The organism is Actinomadura graeca, from assembly GCF_019175365.1.
Classification (GTDB): domain Bacteria; phylum Actinomycetota; class Actinomycetes; order Streptosporangiales; family Streptosporangiaceae; genus Spirillospora; species Spirillospora graeca.
Genome location: NZ_CP059572.1, coordinates 3,126,890 through 3,146,841 on the forward strand (window position 1 = coordinate 3,126,890; position 19,952 = coordinate 3,146,841).

Annotated in this window: 21 protein-coding genes; 6 read left to right on the forward strand and 15 right to left on the reverse strand. The window is 72.3% G+C overall.

The annotated features are described in order from the left end of the window. Genes AGRA3207_RS13725 through AGRA3207_RS13750 form a run of 6 tightly spaced genes read right to left on the reverse strand, consistent with a single transcriptional unit; the run spans window position 1 to window position 4,542 of the window. On the reverse strand, window positions 1-258 hold the full coding sequence (locus AGRA3207_RS13725) for an acyl carrier protein (RefSeq protein WP_231335007.1): 258 nt from the start codon (window positions 256-258) through the stop codon (window positions 1-3). Then, window positions 233-1,492, reverse strand: coding sequence for a beta-ketoacyl synthase N-terminal-like domain-containing protein (locus tag AGRA3207_RS13730; RefSeq protein ID WP_231335008.1), 1,260 nt, complete (start codon window positions 1,490-1,492; stop codon window positions 233-235). Before AGRA3207_RS13730 ends, AGRA3207_RS13725 begins: the two co-directional genes overlap by 26 nt. Continuing rightward, the gene (locus AGRA3207_RS13735; protein ID WP_231335009.1) at window positions 1,489-2,751 is read right to left on the reverse strand and encodes a beta-ketoacyl-[acyl-carrier-protein] synthase family protein; all 1,263 of its coding nucleotides are present in this window, start codon (window positions 2,749-2,751) and stop codon (window positions 1,489-1,491) included. The genes AGRA3207_RS13730 and AGRA3207_RS13735 overlap by 4 nt, the downstream gene beginning before the upstream one ends. Continuing rightward, entirely contained in the window at window positions 2,748-3,140 is a 393-nt protein-coding gene (locus AGRA3207_RS13740) for a cupin domain-containing protein (RefSeq protein ID WP_231335010.1), read from the reverse strand. The genes AGRA3207_RS13735 and AGRA3207_RS13740 overlap by 4 nt, the downstream gene beginning before the upstream one ends. Continuing rightward, window positions 3,137-3,475 carry an antibiotic biosynthesis monooxygenase family protein gene (locus AGRA3207_RS13745; protein ID WP_231335011.1) on the reverse strand — a complete coding sequence of 113 codons (339 nt, stop codon included), beginning with the start codon at window positions 3,473-3,475 and terminating at the stop codon, window positions 3,137-3,139. The genes AGRA3207_RS13740 and AGRA3207_RS13745 overlap by 4 nt, the downstream gene beginning before the upstream one ends. Then, the gene (locus AGRA3207_RS13750) at window positions 3,472-4,542 is read right to left on the reverse strand and encodes an acetylserotonin O-methyltransferase (protein ID WP_231335012.1); all 1,071 of its coding nucleotides are present in this window, start codon (window positions 4,540-4,542) and stop codon (window positions 3,472-3,474) included. The genes AGRA3207_RS13745 and AGRA3207_RS13750 overlap by 4 nt, the downstream gene beginning before the upstream one ends. 125 nt (window positions 4,543-4,667) lie before the next feature. Between AGRA3207_RS13750 and AGRA3207_RS13755 the strand changes: the two genes are divergently transcribed. The 3 genes from AGRA3207_RS13755 to AGRA3207_RS13765 all read left to right on the forward strand — a co-directional run bounded on the left by AGRA3207_RS13755 (window position 4,668) and on the right by AGRA3207_RS13765 (window position 6,068). Beyond that, complete coding sequence (locus AGRA3207_RS13755; protein WP_231335013.1) at window positions 4,668-4,994, forward strand: antibiotic biosynthesis monooxygenase; 327 nt, start codon at window positions 4,668-4,670, stop codon at window positions 4,992-4,994. A 94-nt stretch (window positions 4,995-5,088) separates the two neighbouring features. Next, complete coding sequence (locus tag AGRA3207_RS13760) at window positions 5,089-5,529, forward strand: MarR family winged helix-turn-helix transcriptional regulator (protein ID WP_231335014.1); 441 nt, start codon at window positions 5,089-5,091, stop codon at window positions 5,527-5,529. Between the two features lie 170 nt (window positions 5,530-5,699). Further along, the gene (locus AGRA3207_RS13765) at window positions 5,700-6,068 is read left to right on the forward strand and encodes a DoxX family protein (RefSeq protein ID WP_231335015.1); all 369 of its coding nucleotides are present in this window, start codon (window positions 5,700-5,702) and stop codon (window positions 6,066-6,068) included. On the opposite strand, the gene AGRA3207_RS13770 is transcribed toward AGRA3207_RS13765, so the two are convergent. The 7 genes from AGRA3207_RS13770 to AGRA3207_RS13800 form a co-directional block, all read right to left on the reverse strand. Further along, complete coding sequence (locus AGRA3207_RS13770; RefSeq protein ID WP_231335016.1) at window positions 6,058-7,671, reverse strand: FAD-dependent monooxygenase; 1,614 nt, start codon at window positions 7,669-7,671, stop codon at window positions 6,058-6,060. The two genes, AGRA3207_RS13765 and AGRA3207_RS13770, sit on opposite strands and share 11 nt — an antisense overlap. Window positions 7,672-7,702: 31 nt before the next feature. Then, a complete protein-coding gene (locus tag AGRA3207_RS13775) occupies window positions 7,703-8,713 on the reverse strand; it encodes an acetylserotonin O-methyltransferase (RefSeq protein ID WP_231335017.1) in 1,011 nt (336 codons plus the stop codon). Continuing rightward, window positions 8,713-9,060: a TcmI family type II polyketide cyclase gene (locus AGRA3207_RS13780; RefSeq protein WP_231335018.1), complete on the reverse strand. Its 348-nt coding sequence runs from the start codon at window positions 9,058-9,060 to the stop codon at window positions 8,713-8,715. Before AGRA3207_RS13780 ends, AGRA3207_RS13775 begins: the two co-directional genes overlap by 1 nt. A 33-nt stretch (window positions 9,061-9,093) precedes the next feature. Next, window positions 9,094-9,882 (reverse strand): class I SAM-dependent methyltransferase, encoded by a 789-nt coding sequence (locus AGRA3207_RS13785; protein ID WP_231335019.1) that lies wholly within the window; start codon window positions 9,880-9,882, stop codon window positions 9,094-9,096. 102 nt (window positions 9,883-9,984) lie between these two features. Then, window positions 9,985-12,243 carry an ATP-binding protein gene (locus AGRA3207_RS13790; protein WP_231335020.1) on the reverse strand — a complete coding sequence of 753 codons (2,259 nt, stop codon included), beginning with the start codon at window positions 12,241-12,243 and terminating at the stop codon, window positions 9,985-9,987. 397 nt (window positions 12,244-12,640) lie between these two features. Continuing rightward, window positions 12,641-13,462, reverse strand: a complete 822-nt coding sequence (locus AGRA3207_RS13795; protein ID WP_231335021.1) for an SAM-dependent methyltransferase — start codon at window positions 13,460-13,462, stop codon at window positions 12,641-12,643. Window positions 13,463-13,545: 83 nt separating this feature from the next. Then, window positions 13,546-14,754, reverse strand: a complete 1,209-nt coding sequence (locus AGRA3207_RS13800; protein WP_231335022.1) for a DUF5753 domain-containing protein — start codon at window positions 14,752-14,754, stop codon at window positions 13,546-13,548. Window positions 14,755-15,030: 276 nt separating this feature from the next. Here AGRA3207_RS13800 and AGRA3207_RS13805 point away from each other — a divergent pair, with 276 nt between their 5' ends. Together AGRA3207_RS13805 and AGRA3207_RS13810 are read left to right on the forward strand one after the other, a co-directional pair. Beyond that, the gene (locus AGRA3207_RS13805; RefSeq protein ID WP_231335023.1) at window positions 15,031-15,270 is read left to right on the forward strand and encodes a hypothetical protein; all 240 of its coding nucleotides are present in this window, start codon (window positions 15,031-15,033) and stop codon (window positions 15,268-15,270) included. A 165-nt stretch (window positions 15,271-15,435) separates the two neighbouring features. Next, a complete protein-coding gene (locus tag AGRA3207_RS13810) occupies window positions 15,436-15,891 on the forward strand; it encodes a DUF6098 family protein (protein ID WP_231335024.1) in 456 nt (151 codons plus the stop codon). An 81-nt stretch (window positions 15,892-15,972) separates the two neighbouring features. Here the strand turns inward: AGRA3207_RS13810 and AGRA3207_RS13815 are convergent, their stop codons facing one another. Beyond that, on the reverse strand, window positions 15,973-16,545 hold the full coding sequence (locus AGRA3207_RS13815; protein WP_231335025.1) for a hemerythrin domain-containing protein: 573 nt from the start codon (window positions 16,543-16,545) through the stop codon (window positions 15,973-15,975). A gap of 199 nt (window positions 16,546-16,744) precedes the next feature. On the opposite strand from AGRA3207_RS13815, the gene AGRA3207_RS13820 reads away from it, so the two are divergent. After that, entirely contained in the window at window positions 16,745-17,950 is a 1,206-nt protein-coding gene (locus AGRA3207_RS13820) for a hypothetical protein (RefSeq protein WP_231335026.1), read from the forward strand. 82 nt (window positions 17,951-18,032) lie between these two features. Here the strand turns inward: AGRA3207_RS13820 and AGRA3207_RS13825 are convergent, their stop codons facing one another. Beyond that, a complete protein-coding gene (locus AGRA3207_RS13825) occupies window positions 18,033-19,895 on the reverse strand; it encodes a CheR family methyltransferase (protein ID WP_231335027.1) in 1,863 nt (620 codons plus the stop codon). Window positions 19,896-19,952 lie beyond the last annotated feature (57 nt).

The window sequence follows — 19,952 nt, forward strand, 5'->3', positions numbered from 1 at the left end:
TCATTCTCCGTTCGCGGCCAGGTCGTTGACCAGGTTCAGAAGCTCCCGCGGCGTCGTGGTGTCCTCGGCGTCCGGGCCGAGGACGAGCCGGTGGCGCCGCTCCAGCTCGGCGACGATGCTGAGCACGCCGAGCGAGTCGACGTCGAGCTCCTCGAACCGCACGGTGGGCGGTTCGAGGGCGGCGGGCTCCACCGTGACGCCGGTGCACCGGGCCACGATCTCGGCGAGTTCCTCATAGGTGAGCCGGGGTTCGGCCATGGGTCTTCCTCCAGGTGTCCGGGTGGCAGAGGAGCAGGGCGGAATTGCCGCCGTAGAGCCCGCGCGCGAGGACCAGGGCCGTGCCGAGCCGGACCCGGCGGGGTTCGCCGCGGACGACGTCGAGCCCGTGGACGGGGTCGTCCGCGTCGAGGTTCGGGGCGGGCGGGACGATCCCGTCCCGCAGGCTGAGCACCGCGCACGCGGCGTCGATCGCCGCGGAGGCCGCGTAGGCGCGTCCCGTGCCGGACTTGGGCAGCGCCACCGGCACCGTCGCGGCCCGCGGCCCGAGCACGTCGTGGATCGCGGCGGCCTCCGCCGCGTCGGCCTCCGGGGTGCCCAGCCCGTCGGCGAAGACGACGTCGACGTCCGCGGCGTCCCTACCGGCCTGCGCGAGGGCGGCGCGGGCGGCGCGGGCCAGCCCCTCGGCGGAGCGCTCCGGGCGGAACGCCCCGGTGAACGTCGTCCCGTGCCCGGCGACGACCGCGCGGACGTCCGCCCCCCGCCCGGCCGCCGCCTCCGCGTCCTCCAGCACGAACAGCGCCCCGCCCTCGGCCGGGACGAACCCGCTCGCCCCCTTCGTCATCGGCAGGAAGGCGCGGGACGGGTCGCGCTCGCGGCTCAGCAGGTCGTGCCCGAACTGGCAGGCCATCGAGAACGGGGCGAACGGTGCCTCCGCGCCTCCCGCCAGCATCGCGGTGCTGCCGCGCCGGATCTGGCGGGCGGCGTGGTCGATGGCGTCGAGCCCGCCCGTCTCGTCGGTGACCAGCACCCCGCACGGGCCCCTGAGCCCGTGCCGGATGGAGATCTGGCCGGTGCTGGCGGCGTAGAACCAGGCGATCGACTGGTAGGGGCCCACGGCGCCGGGGCCCTCCCGCCACAGGCCCTGGATCTCCCGCTGGCCGAACTCGACGCCGCCCGCGCCGCTGGCGGTGACCACGCCCATCGAGAACGGCGCCATGGCCCGCGGGTCGAGGGCGGCGTCGCGCAGCGCCATGTCCGCGGCGGCCATGGCGATGTGCGTGAACCGGTCGGTCTGCACCACGAACCGCTTCTCCACCAGGTCCGCGGCGTCGAATCCCGGCAGCTCGCCGCCCACCGACAGCGGGTAGCGGCGCGCGTCGTACCGGGAGATCGGGCCGATCGCGCTGCCGCCGCCGAGGGAGGCCGCCCAGTACGCCTCGGCGCCGATCCCGGTGGGCACGACGACGCCGAGACCCGTGATCACCGTGGTCACCGGGTGGCCCCCCGGTCCAGCACGACGGCCGACTGGAACCCGCCGAAGCCGCTGCCCACCGACAGCACCGCGTCCAGCCGCTTCTCGCGGGCGGTGACGGGCACGTAGTCCAGGTCGCACTCCGGATCGGGCGTCTCCAGGTTGGCGGTGGGCGGGATCACGCCCTCGTCCATCGCCAGCACGCACGCGGCCAGCTCGATCGACCCGATCGCGCCGAGCGAGTGCCCGACCATCGACTTGATCGAGCTGACCGGGACGTCGCGGGCGTGCGCGCCGAGGGCCCGCTTGAAGGCGGCGGTCTCGTGCCGGTCGTTCTGCCTGGTGCCCGAGCCGTGGGCGTTGACGTAGTCGACGTCGCCGGGCCTGACGCGCGCCTCGCTCAATGACCTGGTGATGGACTCGGCCATCTCCACCCCGTCGCGGGTGAGGCCGGTCATGTGGTGGGCGTTGCCGCGCGTCGCGTACCCGCCGACGTGGCAGCGGATCGGGGCGCCGCGGGCGCGGGCGTGCTCCCGCTCCTCCAGGACGAGCATCGCCGCGCCCTCGCCGAGGACGAACCCGTCCCGGTGCCGGTCGAACGGCCGGGACGCGCGGGCGGGCTCGGCGTTGCGCGTCGAGGTCGCGCGGATCGCGTCGAAGCAGGCGACCGTGATCGGCGAGATCGGGGACTCCGACGCGCCGGCGAACATCACGTCCGCCCGGCCCTCGCCGATCGCGTGGAAGGCGTACCCGACGGCGTCCAGGCCCGACGTGCAGCCGGTGGAGACCGTCTGCACCACCCCCCGCGCGCCGGCCGACTCGGCGATCTCCCCGGCGAGCGGGCCGGGCGAGAACGCCGAGTGCAGGAAAGGCGAGACGCCGCGGTGGTCGACGAGCCAGTCCCTGCCCCTGCCGGAAGCCGCGATGTAGTCGCGTTCGAGGAGGGTGGTGGCGCCCACGGCCGTGCCCGCCGACACGCCGACACGCCACGGGTCCGCCCATTCGGTGGTGAGCCCGGCCTGGGCCATCGCCTCCCGGACGGACACCACGGCGAACTGGACGTAGCGGTCCATCCGCGCCGCCTCGCGTCCGTCCAGCCCGCTCGCGGCCGGGTCGAAGTCGCACTCGGCCGCGATCCTGGACCGGAAGCCGCCGGCGTCGAAGAGCGTGATGCCCCGCGTCGCCGTCCGCCCCTCGGACAGCAGCTCGAAGAACGCCCTGGCGCCCACGCCCCCGGGCGTCACCACCCCGACGCCGGTGACCACGACCTCCCTGGTCACCCCGGTCCCCCCTCGGTGTCGACGTGACCGAGCTCCGGGCGGGGCGCGAGCGGGCTGAGGAAGAAGGTCAGGCGCGCCTCGGCGTCGCCGGTGTTGCGGACCCGGTGCCGGACGTTCTTGGGCACCAGCAGCGCCTCGCCCTCGCGCAGCCCGTGCGGCACGCCGCCCAGATCGAGGGTCACCAGGCCGGTGATGACGTAGATGAACTCCTCGGAGTAGGGGTGGTAGTGCTCGTTGACGCGCTCGCCCGGCGCCAGCACCGCGACGCCCATGAAGCCCGAGGTGGATCCCACCGTCGCGGGGCTGAGCATCACGCGCAGCTCCCCGCCGCGCCGGGTGTTGGCGGGCACCGCGTCCACGTGGACGACGCGGAAGTCGCCGGCCGTCATGCCGCGCCCTCCCCGGCGAGGACGGTGTGGCGGCGGACCGCGTAGCGCGAGTGGCGGCGGTCGGTGCTGGTGGCGGCGATCGGGGCCGCCAGCCGGTCGACCGTGTGGCCCGCGGCCCAGCGCGCGTAGTGCCCCGCCGTCTCCCACTCGCTGGTGATGACCCAGTCCCGCGGATCCTCCAGCGACTGTAAGAGCTGGTCGCCGAGGTGACCGTCCGCCTCGGCGACCTGGAGGCGGATCTCGTCGTAGGCGGCGAGCAGCGCGTCCTCGCCCTCGGCGCGCAGGTGCAGCATGACGCGCAGCCGCCCGGCGGCGTCTCCCGGGACGGCGCTCACGACCCCTCCCCCGTGCCCGCCGCAGCGTCCGCCACCGTGCCCTCCACGACGTGCAGGCTGGTGTCCGGGACGGGCCGCACCTCGCCCGGCTCGATGCCGGCCCGCTCCATCAGCCCGGCCAGGCTGCGGCGGGTGTGCTTCCGTCCGCCCACGTTGAGCAGCAGGAACAGGTCCATGGTGGTGGTGACCTTCATCTCCGGGCTGTCGTCGACGAGGTTCTGCACGAGCGCGACGCGGGCGCCCGGCCTCGCGGCGTCGGTCACGCTGCGCAGGGCGGCGAGGGTGCTGTCGTCGTCCCATTCCAGGACGTTCTTGTAGATGTAGAGGTCGGCGCCGGCGCCGATGCCCTGCCGGCAGTCGCCGCCGATGATCCTGGTGCGGCCGGCGAGCGCGCCCCCGGGCCGCAGCGCCGGATCGGCGCCGGCCACGACGCCCTCCAGGTCGAACAGCACGCCGTGCAGCGCGGGGTCCGCCTCCAGCAGCGTGCGGAGCAGGTGCCCCTGGCCGCCGCCGATGTCGGCGACGGTGCCCACGCCGCGCAGGTCCAGCGTGGCGGCGACGGCCGCGGAGGTGATGGCGCTCGACTGGGTCATGGCGCGGTCGAACACCTCGGCGGACGCGGCGTCCTCCTCCCTGAGGTAGGCGAAGAACTCCTTGCCGTAGATGTCGGGGAACACGGCCTTGCCCGAGCGGACGGCCTCGTCCAGCCGGGGCCACGCCCGCCACGTCCACGGCGCGGTGGCCCAGAGGACCATGTAGCGGACGCCGACGGGGGCGTCCTCGCGCAGGAGGCGGGAGGAGGCGGTGTGCGCGTAGACCCGCTCCGCCACCTCCTCGAAGACGCCGTGGCTGGTGAGCGCGCGCATCAGGCGGTCCAGCGTCTCGGTGTCGGCGCCGATGGCGGACGCGATGGCCGCCACGTCCGCGGGCTCGTCGCCGAGGGCGTCGGGGGCGCCGAGCCTGACGGCGGCGCGCACGGCCCCGGCGAAGCCGAGGCTCATGCCGAGCTCGCGCAGTCCGGTGATCTGGAGGGCGTTCGGTGTCGGTGATCCGGTCCTGGTTGTCATCGGGCACCATCTCTGGATCCGGGGACGGTCTGATGCCAATGTAGTTGACAGTGTCTATCTTTTGTAGAACCCCGCTGTTAATCTCGGGGACGATCACCCTGTCGGCACGCAAGGGAGGGGAGCCGATGGCAGAGATCTCCACCGGCCAGGACGTCGCGACCTTCATCAACGTGTTCCACACCGAGCCGCGCAACCAGCGGCGGCTCGTCGACCGCATCATCGAGGCGCACAAGGAGGTGATCCGGCACCGCGCCGGCTACGTCTCCACCAACCTGCACGCCAGCAAGGACGGCTACCTGGTGATCGACTACACCCAGTGGCGGCGCCGCGAGGACTTCGAGGCCATGTTCCGCGACCCCGCCGTCGAGCCCCACTTCCGCCCGATCGGCGAGCTGACCCGCGGCGAGCAGATGGCCTACGACGTCGTGTACTGCCACGACGCGGACGGCTGACCCCACCGGCCGCCCATCGCCGCCTTCCCGTGCCCGCGGGCGCGGGGAAGCGGCGGGTAATGCTTGATAGGCAAAACCAACTATCATGTCACCCATGGAGAACCAGCCGTTCGGCCCGCTGGAGCGGGAAGAGGTCCTGAGCCTCCTGCTCGGCATCGCCAGGGCGCATTACGACCGCCTCGGCAAGGAGGCCGGCCGGCTCGGGCTGACCCTTCCCCAGGCCCGCGTGCTCTACTTCGTGAAGACCGAGTCCACGGTGCGCAGGCTGGCGAAACGGCTCGCCTGCGACCCCTCGTACGTCACCGGGCTGGTCGACGCGCTGGAGGGCAAGGACCTGCTGCGGCGGGAGGTGGACGCCGCCGACCGCAGGATCAAGAAGCTGCTGCTGACCCCCGAGGGCGACCGCGTCCGCACCGAGGTGATCGGCGCGATGGGCAAGTCCGTCGACCTGGAGGGGCTCGTGCCCGACGAGGCCGCGCAGTTCGCGCAGCTGCTCCGCAAGATCCAGAACGACGACAGGACCCCGGCCTGGTAGGCCCCCGCCGCGGTGACCCCGATGACCGCGCCGACCTGCGCATCCGTCCGCGGGCGGCATCCGATTACCGCCCGGTTACCGGACGGTGGGCTCCCGGGGCCGCGCGGTCCCTACACTGCTGGCTGCGAGCCAGCGGTTGTGGATCACGCGACGAGAGGGGACCCCTGGGCATGTTCACGGCTACCGTCATCCTCTCCGTCCTGCTCGCCGTCTCGTTCGTCGGGACCGGCGCGATGAAGCTGCTCGGCCAGCCGAAGCTGCTGGAGCAGCTGGGCACCATGGGCGTCGAGCGGAACCTGGCCGCCGTCATCGGGGCCCTGGAGCTGGCGGCCACGGCCGGGCTGGTGATCGGCCTGTGGGTGTGGTGGATCGGCGCGGCGGCCGCCGCGGGCCTGGTCCTTCTGATGGCGGGAGCGATCCGGTACCACGCCCGCGCCGGCCACTACCAGGACCCCAAGCTGCGCGCCCCCGCCCTGATGCCCGCGTTCCTCCTCGTGCTGGCCGCGGTCACCGCGGTGCTGCGCACCCTCACGGCCTGACCGGACGGCGGGCGAGCACCCGGCCCAGCGCCGCGTCCAGGGACGCCGCCGGGTCGGCCGGCAGCGAGCGGGCGCGCCAGGCGACGAAGCCGTCCGGCCGCACGAGGGCGGCACCGCCGGCGTCCAGGCCGTAGGCCCCGGGCCAGCCCGCCGCCGCCCCGGGCCGGTCCGCCGCCGCGGCGAACCGCCCGGCGATCCGCAGCCCCGGACGGCGCTCCGCCACCTCCCGCACCGCCGCCGACCAGGCCGGGGAGGCGGCGCCGGACCCGGCCAGCAGCGTCCAGCCATCCCCGAACAGGTCCAGGGTGGAGCACCGCCCGCCGCCGTGCTCGACGGCGACGTGCGGCGCGCGCGTCCCGGGACGGCCGGACGGGTTCCTCGGGTCCTCCGTCGGGGACTCCCCCGCTGCGCCGTCCCGCTCGGGCACCACCGCCGCGGACCGGTACACGTACCCAAGGGAGACGGTGTTGTGGTCGAGCGCGGGTGGCAGGGCGGGCGCGTCGCCGCCGCCGTCCGCCCAGGACGCCGGCATGCGCGCCAGCGCCTGGAGGAGCGTCAGCTCCGCGACCGGGCGGCGCTCGGCGTCGTAGGTGTCCAGCAGCGCCTCGCCCGCCGCGCCGCCGAGGACGTCCGCCAGCTTCCAGGCCAGGTTGTGCGCGTCCTGGATCCCGGTGTTGCCGCCGAACCCGCCGCTGGGCGGCATGACGTGGGCGGCGTCGCCCGCCAGGAACACCCGTCCCGCCCCGAAGCGTTCGGCGACCAGGGCGCCGACGTCCCAGGGCGCCACCGTCCGCACCCGCACGGACGGCTCCGACCGGCCCAGCGCCGTGCGGATCAGCTCCGTGCAGCGCTCCTTGGTGAAGTCCCCGACGCGGTCGCCGAGGTCGGGCCGGTAGGACACCGAGATCTGCCAGCGCCCCCCGTCCCGGGGCAGCAGCGCGCCGCCGACCGCCTCCACGTAGCACGCCCCGAACGCGCGCCCGCGCAGGCGAGGTTCGATGTCGGCGTCGAAGACGACGCTGATCTGGTGTCCGAGCACGCCCGGGCCGTGGTGCCCGACGCCGAGCAGCCCGCGGGCCCGGCCGCGGGCGCCGTCGGCCGCCACCGCGTACGCGGCGCGGATCTCGTGCCGCCCGCCGGTGACCCGGTCGCGGAGGGCCGCCGTGACCCCGGTTCCGTCCTGCTCCAGCCCGGCCACTTCGGCGCCGTGGACCACCTCGGCGCCGTGCCGCGCCGCGTCCTCGGCGAGGACGGGCTCCAGCCGGTCCTGGTCGCAGGAGCAGGCGTCGGACGGGCTGAGGCCGGCGACGTCGTCCTCCCAGGCGGTCTTCTCCCAGGCGACGTCCGGGTGGGCGAGGTCCCGCACGCGGGCGATCCCGCCGATGTCACCGCCCGGCGTCCCGATCCGCTGGATCCGCGCGGCCAGCCCCACCTGGCGGAACAGCTCCATGGAGCGGACCGTCAGCCCCCGGAAGCGGGGATGGTCGGACGTGCTCCGCGCCCGCTCCGCCACCACGCACGGGACGCCGTGGTGCGCCAGGAACACCGCGGCGGACAGGCCGGTGAGCCCGCCGCCCACGATCAGAACCGGTGTCTCCCTCATGACGCCGGCGCCCCTTCCGCGGACGTCCCGGTCATGCCGGCACGGCTTCGAGAACGCTGTCGGACGGCAGGCCGGGGAACGCCACCGAGCGCACGCCGCGCAGCTCGAACCCGGACTTCTCCAGCAGGCCGCTCAGCTCCGCCTCGCTGCGCTCGCGGCCGTCCACCACCATCATCAGCAGGTCGATCAGCTTCGACAGGTGGAAGCCCTCGCCGGCGACCAGGTGCTCCAGGACGAGCAGCCGCCCGTGGCCCGGGACGGCGCGGCGGATGTTGCGCAGGATCTCCGCGGCCTTCTCGTCGTTCCAGTTGTGCAGGCAGTGCGCGATGACGTAGACGTCGGCGCCCTCGGGGATCTCCTCGAAGAAGCTCCCCCCGACCAGGTCACAGCGGTCGGCCAGCCCCGCCGCGGTCAGCCGCTCGCGCGCGTAGGGCACCGTCGTGGGCAGGTCGAACAGCGTGCCGTGCAGATGCGGGTGGTCCTTGAGGACGTGCTCCAGCAGCCCGCCGTCGCCACCACCGAGATCCACGATCGTGCGCGCGTCCGACAGGTCGATCTCCGACAGCGCCCGCATCGCCACCCGGGGGGCCGTGCGCCCATGCGCGGCGAAGAAGTGGTCCTGGAGCTCGGGATGCTCGCCGAGATAGTCATAGAGGTGCTTGCCGTAGACCTTGTCCGACGCGGGACGGCCCGTCCGCACGTTGTCCAGCAGCTCGCCGAACAGCCGGATGTGCTCCAGCCCGTTGAGCAGGATGAAGTGCTTGAACGACGCAGGCGAGTCCGACCGGAGCATGCGCCCCTCGTCGTTGAGGGCGAAGCGGCGGGGGCCGGTCTCCTCGAAGACGCCCACGGCGGCCAGGGCGCGCATGACCCGGTAGAGGGCGTCCGGGTCGGCCCCGACCAGGGGGGCGACCTCGTCGATGGGGCGCGGCTCGTCCGACAGGTGGTCGGCCACGCCGAGCTCGGCCGCCACGTACCCGGCCTGCGACAGCCAGGTCCCGGTGAGGACGCCGAACAGCGGCCTGCTACCCGGGCCGGTCATCAGGACCCCTCCCCGGCGACCACCCCGCGGCCGCGTTCCCAGTGGTAGATCTGCCGCGCCGACGCCTGGTCGACCGAGCCCCACCTGCCCTCGAACGGGACGATGTGCTCGTCGAGCGCCTTGCTGATCCGCTGGAAGAGCTCGGTGCCGTGCTCGCGCCGCACGGCGGGCCCCACGGCCTTCTCCGCCTCGACCATGTGGATGTAGATGTCGTGGAAGGTGAACAGCTTGCGGCGCTGGACGCCGATGATGCCGGGCAGCTCGGTGGAGTCGGACTCGGCGAACAGCCGGGCGATCTCGGCCTCGCTGCCGGGCCTGAAGCGGGCGACGATGAGGGTTGTGTGCATGGTGCTCCTCTCGGACGGTGCGGAGGGCCGTTCTCAGGCGGGCGTCCGGGCGATCGAGTACTCGAAGACGTTCTCCTGCCGGACGGTGCCGTCCGGCAGGACGGCCGGGCGGAAGTGCGCGTCGAACAGGTCCCGGACGGCGGGCTCGCCGAGCCGGTCCACCGCGAAGCGCAGCAGCCCGGTCGAGCCGAGGGCCCGCCACGCGGCCTCGACGTCCCGGTAGACGAAGGGGCACGGGACCTTCGCCGTCTCGGCCGGTTCGAGGCCCGCGCCGCGCATCACCCCGCGGATCTGCTCCGGGGTGTTCGGGGCGTCCGCGCCGCTGCCCTGCGGAAGCTCCGGCAGGGCCATGACGACGGCGAACAGGAAGCCCGTCGTCTCGCATTCGGGCGGCTCCCCCCATCCGCCGACGCAGACGGCGCCGCCGCCGCGCGTGACGCGGGCGAACTCGGCGACCGTGGCGGCCGGGTCGCCCGCGTAGCGCAGCGCGTTGAACGACGTCACCGCGTCGAACGAGGCGTCCTCGAAGGGCAGCCGGTCCATGCCGCCGACGTGGAGCCCGGCGGCCTCGGGGACCCGGCGGCGGGCGAGGCCGATCAGCCCGGCGGAGAAGTCCAGCCCGCTGACGGCGGCGCCGCGGTCGGCGGCCTGCCGCAGCGCCACACCGGACCCGCAGCCGACGTCCAGCAATGTCGTGCCCGGTCCCGCGCCGAGGGCGGCGAGCGCGGCGGCGAAGAGGGGTGCGCACTGCGCCTCCTGCAGCTCGGCCCAGTCGTCCGCCTGCTCGTCCCAGAGTCCTTCCTCGGTCGGCGACGCGCTCATGGTCTCCCCCTCGCTCCCGGAAATATGAGGGTCATCGTCAAATGTAGTATCTGTCAACTAAACAGGCGAGGGGAAGACCCCCTGCTCCTCGCTCTCACCCGCTCAGGTCAGCGAGGCGTTCCGCGTGTGGTCCCATGGAACGCTCCCGGGTCCGCAGAGCGCGGGCTCCGTCGCCCCCGCGCGGACGCCGTCCCATCCCGCTCCGGTGGCGGGCAGGCCCATCGTCAGCGTCGTGAGCAGCCGCAGGCCGCCGCCCCACCCCGGCCGCCGGTCGAACAGCTCCCGCCGCGCCGCGACGACGACCAGGAGCGACACCCCCTCGGACGCCCCGCTGACGTCCTCGACGAAGTCCAGCAGGCCGTCCTCCGCCAGATGCAGGTCATCGATGATCATCACGAGCGGGTCGTCGCGCGCCTCCGCCGTCAGCAGCATCCGGAACGCGTCCATGATCTCCGCCCGGTCGAGGGGCACGGCCGGGGCGGGGAAGGCCGGGCGCAGCAGCGGCCCCAGGACCGTCACCATCCACCGCGCCGTCTCCCCCACGTGCACGACCCGCCGGACCATCTCCTCCAGCCGCCGCCCGGCCGCCTCCGCGGAGACGCCCGGCGCCGTTCCGCAGTACGCCGACAGGAGCTCCCGGTGCACCGCGAGCCCGTCGTCCGCGGGGGCCTGCGCCTTGCCGACCATGAACCTGGTCGCCGTCGGCCGTCCCATCACGCGGCGCTTGAACTCGGCGAGGAGCCGTGTCTTGCCGATGCCCGGCGCGCCCACGACCGTGACGAGGTGGGGCATCCTGCGGTACCGGACGTGCTCCAGCAGGCCGCCCAGGATGTCCAGCTCCGGCTCGGGGTCGAGATGGTGCGCCGTGTCCGGGCGGAGCCACTGGTCGAGGACGCCGCGCACCTGGAACCGGCGCGGGTGGTCGCCCGCGTGCGCGTACTCGATCCCCGGCAGCGTGACGCACCTGGTCTCGTCGCACACCCAGATCTGCCCCGCCGGCACCAGGGTCAGCAGCGCCTGGCACTTGTGCAGCACGGCGTCGTTGACCGAGTGCAGCAGCCGGTTCCCGCTCGGCGAGGCGGCGGACGCCACCGTCTCGCCCGTGGCCACGGCCGCGTGCAGGCGCGGCGGGGCCGGCCGGGGGTCCGCCACGCCCGCCGGGAGCGCCGGCTCGTCGAGCGCGCAGCGCAGCGCGAGGGCGGCCCGGACCGCGTTCCCGGCGTCGCCCGCGTCCCCGGCGTCCTTGTCGAAACGCGACACCGAGACCGAGCCGATCGAGGCCATCACCGTCCCGCCGAAGGCCCGCACGGTGTCACGGATCTTCCGGAACACCCCGTCCCGGATGTCGTCGGCCCGCCGCTGGTCGTGGACGTCCGCGGGGGACTGCAGGTCGGCGCGCAGCAGCAGGATGCTCCCCCGGCGGCGCTCCGGCACGGCCGGACGGTGCCGCGGCGTGCCCGGCGCCGGGTCCGCCTCCGCCGGACGCGTCCCGGCGGGCCCGGCGGCCGGCGCGGCGCGGGCGGAGGGCGCCGCGTCCCCGTTCCGCCCGGCGAGCCCGTCGTCGCCGCCGGGCAACGTCTCGGGGACCGGGGGTGACGGGGCGGTGGCCGGGGCCGCCACCCGTCCCCGCACCTCGACGGTCTCGCGCGGGACGGCCGCCTCCGGCAGGCTCAGCCCGGCGTCCTGGTTGAGCAGCCGCCGCTGCAGCGTCTGCAGCTCACGGCGCGGTTCGAGACCGAGGTCCTCGACCAGCCGCGCACGCACGCTGCCGTAGACGTTCAGCGCGTCGGCCTGGCGGCCGGAGCGGTAGAACGCGAGCATGAGCTGGCCGCACAGGCGCTCGCGGAGCGGCTCGGCCTCCACCATCCGCTCCAGGTCGGAGAGCACGGCGCGGTGGTGCCCGGCGGCCAGCTCCGCCTCGAAGTAGTCCTCCATCGCGTCCAGCCGGGCGTTCTCCACGGCGCTGAGCTCGGGCCAGGCCACCCCGCACTCCACCAGGTCCGCCAGCGCCGGGCCCCGCCACAGCTCAAGGGCGTCGCGCAGGATCCGGGCCGCCGACACGCCCCCGTCCGCCAGCCTCGCCCGGCCGTCCTCCACCCCCCGGCGGAACACCTCCAGGTCGACCTGGTCGCCGTCGACGCGCAGCATGTACCCGGGCTGCCTGGTCAGGAGCGCTCCGTGACCGGCGCCGGGCAGCCCCGCCCGCAGGATGCCGCGCAGGCCCCACACGGCGTTCTGGAGGACCTTGCGCGCGGTGGCGGGCGGGTTGCCGGCGGGCCACAGCGCCTCCACCAGGTCGCTGGTGGCCACCACCTGGTTGGCGTGCAGGAGCAGGTAACCGAGCGTGGCCCGCTGCTTCACACCACCCAGGGAGACCGGACGGTTATCAGAGGTGACTTCCAATGGACCCAGCATCCGAAACCACATCGCTGCTCCAAACGGCCAAGCCATTTATGCGGTACAGGGCGGGGTGCGAACTGGATGACAGCGCTCCGAAGACGACCGCCGCCGATCATGACAGGCGGCAAGATCGAGCCCCGTGCGACGTGTTAGTATCCCTAACTCTACTTAATATCAGTAAAGCCTAAAATTCGAGTTTGTCCAGGGCGGGAACCGGGAAACGGATTCCGGCGGGTACAAAATCCGTCGCCCGGTCGACACCTGAGGAGTTATGTCCGTTTTAATCATCACCGGCCGATCATCGGTGGAGTCACGCGACGACGGCCCCCGGCGCGGGGCAGGTGGTGCAGCCCGGGTGTCAGGGCTTTCTGGCGACGCCGCAGTAGGCGTCCACGGCGCGCGGCCGGCCGAGGGGGCTCGGGTCGGGCCGCCAGTGCGGGAGGGGCACCACGCCGGGGTCCAGCAGTTCCAGGCCGGTGAAGAAACCGGCCACGCTGGTCGGATGGCGCAGCCGGTAAGGAACGGCGCCGGTGTCGTCGTAGCCCCGCTGGGCGTCGATGAACGCCTGGTCGGTGGCGGTGCCGTCGTAGAGGACGAGGTAGCTCGCCGAGGGCAGGTCGCCGACGAGGTGCCGGACGATGGACCGCGCCTCTTCGTCGTCCTCCACGTGGCCGAGGATGCCCATCAGCATGAGCGCGATGGGTTCGTCGAAGTTCAGGTGGGCCTTCGCCTGGCGGACGATGCCGGCCGGGTCGTGGAGGTCCGCGTCGATGTAGTGCGTGGCCCCCTCCGGCCTGCTGGTCAGGAGCGCGCGGGCGTGGGCCAGGACCAGGGGGTCGTTGTCGACATAGACGATCCTGCATTCGGGCGCGGCGCGCTGGGCCACCTGGTGGGTGTTGTCCTCCGTGGGCAGGCCGGTGCCGATGTCGAGGAACTGCCGGACGCCCCGGTCGGCCGCCAGGTGCCGGACGGCGCGGCCGAGGAACTCCCTCGACGCGCGCGCTAATTCGGTGATCGCGGGGAAAGTGCGCGCGTACTCGTCGCCCGCCTCCTGGTCGACGGCGAAATTGTCGCTGCCACCGAGCCAGTAGTTCCAGATGCGCGCCGAATGCGGCACGCTGGTGTCGATTTCCGCCATCAGATCTCGCTCGGCGGCCGCGAAGAACTCCTCGTTACTCATCGTGACCCTTCGGATGATGGTCCGGTGCTGGAGTGGGGATCGCCCACCACCATCAGACCAGATCACCGATGAGGGGGAAACGGTTACCCGTCCGTGTTCTCCAGTTCGTCGAGCATGCCGCGAAGTCGTTCGAGGCTCTCCTCGGCCGGCCACGCCTTGATGGCGAGCCTGGTGACCGCGTGAACGAAGTAGTCGACGTCCTGCGACAGATGCGGGTACAGCCCGTGGGCCGCCTGCTCGATGTAGACGAGGTCCGGCGTGCCGGACTCCGGCAGCTTCATGATGGTGATCGGGCCTTCGGTGACCGCGTGCTGGGCGGACTCTTCGTGAATGAGCTGAATGGTGACGTGCTCCAGCTGGGCGAGCACGATGAGGTGCCTCAGCTGTGACCGCATCATGAAGGCCATGGAATCGGTCGTGCGCAGCGCCCGCTCGTCTATCACCGCCCAGAATCGGGGCGGGTCGGGACGGTGCAGGATCTCCTGGCGCCGCATGCGCAGCGCGACCATTCGCTCCCGCTCCCGGACACTGATCTCCGGAAGATCGAGGGCGATCATCGTGTGGGCGTACAGCTCGGTCTGGAGGAGGCCGGGAATACGGCTCGGAGCGTAAGTGCGGATCACACTCAGTCCGGGTTCCAGGGTCAGATAGATCTCGAAATAGTCGGGGACGACGTCACGATGCGAATTCCACCACGCGTCTTCGGCGCGTTCTCTCGCCTCGGTCAGCAGCAGGATACGAGCGCTCTCGATCCGTCCACCCGTCGTTCCCCTGGACGGCCCGGCACACGGGGCCCCGGGATACGTGGCGACCGCCGACGCGCCGCAGACGCCGTCGAGCGCTTCGCGGGCGGCGTCCGCGGCACCGGCCTGGGCCGGTCGGGCGCTCTTCGGCCGCGGTGGCCTGCCCGCCACCTGGTGGTGCAGGCGCAGGTCCGCGAGCGGGACCATGTCGGTGACGTCCCGGCCGTCCCGCACGGCGATCTCGAAGATCGTCGCCCAGCACGATTCCACCAGGTGCAGTTTGCGGACGCGGGAGGGCTTGCCGCGCATGAGCTCGTTGGCGGTCGATCTGGGCAGGTGGACGACCTGGACCCCGTGCACGGGCGTCGAGGACCGTGCCAGCTCCAGCGACACCTTGTCGATCCTGAGATAGGGAGGATCCGCCGCAAGGGAGCGGTTGAACACCAAGACTTTGAGCACCTGTGCGTAATCACTTCCGCGATCCTCGTCCGGCATACCGTCGATCCGTTTCATCGTCACCGTGCCCGGTTCTGCGCCGTCGAGCGACATGATCCCACCGGTGCCACCACAAGTCATGTCACACGACACAATTGCCACTCACCAGGTTTAGGGCACCGCAAGTCCCCTTAAGGGTAGCGCTCCGCCTCACTTTGTGCAGGTCGGACATCCTAGGATGCAATCCGGATACTCGGCCGTATATCCGAATGCGTCCGAAAATCGCGATCTTTCCGCGCCGTGTGGCGACTTTACGGCATCGTGAGAGCCCACTGCCCGCCACGGATACGCACGCGGGCCACGTTACCAGAAAGGGGGAATATGTCCTTTTTGAACGGACAGAGAGATCCCACCGACCCGCACGTCGCCGCATGGCTCGGCGACCGGCCGGAAGGAGACCGGGGCGACGACGCCTTCCTCGCCTTGTCATTGATCACCATTTGGGCCACCCGGACGGGCCGGACCCTGCGGGCGGTCCCTATCGGTGAGCTCACCGCCGACGAACTCGAAGACTTCTGGGCGGACGATCAGCTTTGGCCCGCCCCCGTGTTCCAGGGCCCGCGCGAATGACACGGCGGACCGGCGGCCTCCTTCCGCCGACGCGCGATCCCATGCGCGTCCCCCGCGTTCCCGCCATTCCCGATCGTCCGGGCTGTCCCGACGGGATTGGACGGCCCGGCGCCGGGAACCGTGTAGAGATCGTGAACCGAGGAGGTCGTGGACGGGGGGGCGCCGATGGATCTTCCCACGCTGACGACCCTCGACCAGCTGGTGCGCCTGCTGGACGAGGGAGGTGACCTGTTCATCCGCTGGTCGCGGGGGCCGGACGCGGACGCCTCGAACAGCAGCAGGGACGACCTGACCGGCGCCCCGCTCCCCGGCCTGTCGGCGAACCCGCTGGCCGTGGAGGAGTGGTGGCCGCCCCGTCCGCTGCGCCTCTGGGCCGCCCGGCGCCTGCACGACTACAGCCATCTGGAGAAGGACAAGGGTCCCGGAGTGCGGCCCTGGGTGCTCGAAGGAGAGGAGCGGGGGCGCGGGCCGGACAACGAGCCTCTGGTCCACTGCCTCCGCCCGGTCGCCTGGGTCGCCGAGGACGTGCTGTGGGAGGCCGAGAGGCTGGTCGCCGAGCAGGACGGCGACTGGGGCGCCCTCCGGCGTTCCGCTCCCGGTGGCCGTCCGCCGCGACGATGACGACCGCCCCCGCGCGGCAGGATGACGGGCGCCCCGGACGCGAGGGCCGGCGGAAGGCCCCGCGCGCCGGGAGCGCCGCTGTCAGTCCTTGTCGCGGGCGTCGCGGATCATGTCGCGGACGCGGTCGGCCATGGCGACCACCGGGCCGGCGAGCATGTTCTTGGTGGCGCTCTCGGTACCGGGATGGGGATGGGTGGGCGCGGTGGCCTCGGCGGCGCGGACGGCGGCGGCGAACCCCTTGAGCTGCGCCGGGCTGAACTGGTCCTTGAGCCGGTCGAACTCGTAGCGCTCCTCGGCGCGGGCGTGGGTCAGCACGTCGACGCGGAGCTTGTCGACCGACTTCAGGAAACGCGGGTCGTCGGTGTCCATGCCGTCCAGCTCGGCGAGCAGTTCCTTGGCCTCGCGCTCCTCCTCCAGCCGGTCGTCGACGATCCCGTCGCCGCCGGGGAGCCGCCGGGCCATCGGGTGGACGATCTCCTCCTCGGCGGTCTCGTGGATCGCGAGGAGCTTCACCAGCGACCGGAAGGCCAGTTCCCGCTCCCGCCCGCTGGAGTGGAGGACCTCGTCGAACAGGTCCCTGATCCGGCCGTGCTGGGCGCGCAGCAGGTCGATCACGTCCTCGGTCGTCTCGGCGTTGGCGGGTGTGGTCCGCATGGCGTTCCTCGCTCCCTCGGGTGACGTGCCGCCGGGCGGCGACCGGGCGTGTGGTACCCGGAGCCGGCACGGGTAAGCGAGCTCGTCCCGATGGTCCGGCAAAACTTTCGCGCGGCAGGCGGAATTTTGTGCCGAATCCGATTCCGTGGGTAGGGGCGCACAGCCGAACCAACCCAGACCCGACATGAAGGGTGAACCGGTGACTTTCAACCCGCTCGAACATCGAGGCATCCCGCTGGACGACCAGCTGCGCAACTGGGACCAGCTGGACGTCGCGCCCGTGGACCCCGACGAGTCCGATCCCTACACCCGGTGCCGCATCATCACGATGAACGGCATCGAGGTGGAGGCGATCATGTTCAGCCACCACTTCAACCGGATCTGCCCCGACCTGGAGGTCAAGCAGCAGCTCGCGCGGGTCCGCTACATCGAGCAGCAGCAGCAGAAGACCGTCAACTGGCTGCTGCCCGGCCAGGCGTCGGTGCTGGAGACCACCATCGCCTACGAGCAGGTCGCCGTCGACCTGACCGGCTGGGTCGCCCGGCAGGAGCCCGACCCCTACCTCAAGCAGGCCTACCAGTTCGGGGTGCTGGAGGACTTCGACCACCTGTACCGGTACTCCAACCTGTACGAGATGATCGAGCACCGCCGGGCCGAGAAGGTCATCGACCAGCTCACCGAGGTGATGCCGGGACGGCCCACCTACCTGCACCACCGCGACCCCGTCGACAACGTCCGCGAGCCCTACGACCGGGAGGCCGCGGCGCCGCTGTCGAAGCTGCACGCGCTGACCATCATGTCGGCCGAGCAGCAGACGATGAACTTCTACATGAACGTCGGCCCCATGTACATGGAGCCCATCGCCCGGCAGCTGTACCAAGAGATCGGCATGGTCGAGGAGGAGCACGTCACCCACTACGAGTCGCTGGTCGACCCCGGCGAGACGTGGTGGGAGCGGCTGGTCAACCACGAGTACAACGAGTGCTACCTGTACTACTCGTTCATGCAGACCGAGAGCGACCCGCGGGTCAAGGGCATCTGGGAGCTGCACCTGAACATGGAGCTGGAGCACCTGCGGCTGGCCTGCGACCTGATGCGCCGCCACGACGGCCGCGACCCCGAGTCCGTCCTGGCGCCCGCGCTGCCCGAGCCGGTCACCTTCGAGCCCAACAAGGACCTGCTCCGGGAGCTGCTGGCCACCCAGATCGACTACACCACCCTGGGCACCGGCTACGTCCAGGAGGCCCACCGGCGGTTCGAGGCGATGCAGGACAAGATCAACGCCGAGCGCCCGCCGAGCGAGCGCGTCATCGACGAGCACCGCGACAAGTTCGGTGACGAGTACCGCCTGGAGACCGAGGGGCCCCACCCCGTCCAGAGCCTGCGCGACAAGCCCCGCTCCTAGGACGGCCCGCCCGCCGGCCGGCTCGGCAGGGTCGGCGGGCCCAAGGCCCGTGGACAGGGTCCGGGGGGCAGCCGTCCGGGGGTCAGGCGTCCGCGGCGTTCAGCTGGTCCATGATGATGATCACGCCGCGGATCCCGGAGCGCTCGTCGCGCAGGGCGACCGCCTGGACGGTGAGCCGGACGGGGCGCCCGCGGCGGTTCACCGCGTCGAGGGTGACCTCCAGCCCGCCGGAGTCCGCCTCGCCGGTGAGGAGCCGCCGCAGCGACGGGAGGACTTCCCGCACGGGCAGGCCGATGTCCAGGGACGCCAGTTCGTGGCCCTGCGTCTCCTCGGCCCGCATCCCCCACAGCTCCTCGGCCCCGGTGTTCCACACCTGGACCCGCAGGTCCCGGTCCACCACCACGGCCGCGGAGCCGAGGCTGCGCAGCACGGAGCTGAGGAAGGAGTTCGCGGAGTCGAGCTCCTCGGTGCGCGCGCGGAGCGCGTCGTTGATCTCCTGGAGCTCGTCGTTCGTGGACTGGAGCTCCTCGTTCATCGTCTCCAGTTCCTCGTTCGTCGACTGGAGCTCCTCATTCGTGGTCTCCAGCTCTTCGTTCGCGGACTGGAGCTCCTCGTTGGTGGTCTCCAGCTCCTCGTTGAGCGACTGGAGTTCCTCGTAGGCGCGTTCCAGCTCGCGGTTCGAGTGCTCCAGCTCGTCGCGCAGCCTGCGGTAATGGGTCACGTCCGAGAAGCTGATCCCGACCCCGACCGCCTCGCCGGGCTGGCGGAACAGCGGGACGACCTGGACGTGGTAGACGCTGGGGTCCGTCCCCGCGGTCCGGTGCCAGACGATGTCGCGGAGCTCCGCCGGGCGGCCGTCCTTGCGGACCTGCTCGATCACCGACCGCATCTCGACCGGCCGGTAGGAGACCTCCAGATCGTGGAACGGACGTCCGATATCGCGCGGGCGCAGGTTGAACAGCAGCTCCGCGCGGGCGTTGGCGACCGCCAGGTTGCCCGCCAGGTCGACGGCGAGCTGCGCGACCGGGCCCGCGTTGAGCGCCGCCTGCTCCAGCCGGGTCGGCGACGTCTTGACCGGCCGCTCGACCTCGTCCCACGCCTTGTGCGCGGCGCCGTGCGCCCGCCGGCTCGGGATCTTGCGGAAGAGGCGCTTGCGCAGATCGATCGGCTCGAACCGGTCGCCGTGGTTGAGGAGCATCTCGGCCTTGCCGAGGAAGAGGTAGCCCGGACTCCCCAGCGCGAAGTGGAAGCGCCTGATCACCCCGGTCTGCGTCTCGGCGTTGAAGTACATCAGCGTGTTGCGCGCCACGAGCAGGTCGACGCGGGAGATCGGCGCGTCGTGCGTGAGGTCGTTGCGGCCGAAGATCACCTGCCTCCGCAGGTCGCGGCGGAACGCGTACTTCGGCCCCGCGGGCTCGAAGTAGGTGCGGCGCAGGTCCTCGGGCAGCTCGGCGACCTGCCGCTCGGAGTAGACGCCCGCCCGCGCTTGCTGCAGCGCGTCCTCGTCCAGGTCGGTGGCGTAGATCTTGACACGCTCGCGGAACTCGTCGGGGCCGAGCGCCTCGGCGAGCACGATCGCCAGCGTGTACGCCTCCTCGCCGGTGGCGCACCCGGCGCTCCAGATCCGGATCGGGCGGGACGGGTCCTTCGCGGCGAGCATCTCGGGCAGGACGGTCTCGCGGAGCGCCTGCCACGCGGGCGGGTCCCGGAAGAAGGACGTGACGTTGATCAGCAGGCTGTCGAACAGGCGGGCGAACTCCTCCGGCTCCAGCTCCAGGAAGTCCCGGTACTCCCCGACCTCCGCCAGCCCGAGGGCGTCCATCCGCCGCTTGATCCGCCGGGTGAGCGTCGTCGGCTTGTACCCCGTGAAGTCGAAGCCGCGGGTCTCCTTGAGCATCAGCAGCAGATCTTCGAACTCGTGATCGTCACTCTGTTCCTCCGCCACCGTGAAAGCCTACGCTCACGGCGCGGCCGGTGAGCGGATCCGGGCCCGTGCCGGTAC

Excerpts from the sequence above, each read along its gene's own strand:
- AGRA3207_RS13750 (WP_231335012.1), bottom strand. The coding sequence starts at position 4,542 with ATGACAACCAGGACCGGATCACCGACACCGAACGCCCTCCAGATCACC.
- AGRA3207_RS13740 (WP_231335010.1), bottom strand. The coding sequence starts at position 3,140 with ATGACGGCCGGCGACTTCCGCGTCGTCCACGTGGACGCGGTGCCCGCC.
- AGRA3207_RS13795 (WP_231335021.1), bottom strand. The coding sequence starts at position 13,462 with ATGAGTAACGAGGAGTTCTTCGCGGCCGCCGAGCGAGATCTGATGGCG.
- AGRA3207_RS13755 (WP_231335013.1), top strand. The coding sequence starts at position 4,668 with ATGGCAGAGATCTCCACCGGCCAGGACGTCGCGACCTTCATCAACGTG.
- AGRA3207_RS13815 (WP_231335025.1), bottom strand. The coding sequence starts at position 16,545 with ATGCGGACCACACCCGCCAACGCCGAGACGACCGAGGACGTGATCGAC.
- AGRA3207_RS13725 (WP_231335007.1), bottom strand. The coding sequence starts at position 258 with ATGGCCGAACCCCGGCTCACCTATGAGGAACTCGCCGAGATCGTGGCC.
- AGRA3207_RS13760 (WP_231335014.1), top strand. The coding sequence starts at position 5,089 with ATGGAGAACCAGCCGTTCGGCCCGCTGGAGCGGGAAGAGGTCCTGAGC.
- AGRA3207_RS13770 (WP_231335016.1), bottom strand. The coding sequence starts at position 7,671 with ATGAGGGAGACACCGGTTCTGATCGTGGGCGGCGGGCTCACCGGCCTG.
- AGRA3207_RS13780 (WP_231335018.1), bottom strand. The coding sequence starts at position 9,060 with ATGCACACAACCCTCATCGTCGCCCGCTTCAGGCCCGGCAGCGAGGCC.
- AGRA3207_RS13765 (WP_231335015.1), top strand. The coding sequence starts at position 5,700 with ATGTTCACGGCTACCGTCATCCTCTCCGTCCTGCTCGCCGTCTCGTTC.
- AGRA3207_RS13800 (WP_231335022.1), bottom strand. The coding sequence starts at position 14,754 with ATGTCGCTCGACGGCGCAGAACCGGGCACGGTGACGATGAAACGGATC.
- AGRA3207_RS13785 (WP_231335019.1), bottom strand. The coding sequence starts at position 9,882 with ATGAGCGCGTCGCCGACCGAGGAAGGACTCTGGGACGAGCAGGCGGAC.
- AGRA3207_RS13775 (WP_231335017.1), bottom strand. The coding sequence starts at position 8,713 with ATGACCGGCCCGGGTAGCAGGCCGCTGTTCGGCGTCCTCACCGGGACC.
- AGRA3207_RS13810 (WP_231335024.1), top strand. The coding sequence starts at position 15,436 with ATGGATCTTCCCACGCTGACGACCCTCGACCAGCTGGTGCGCCTGCTG.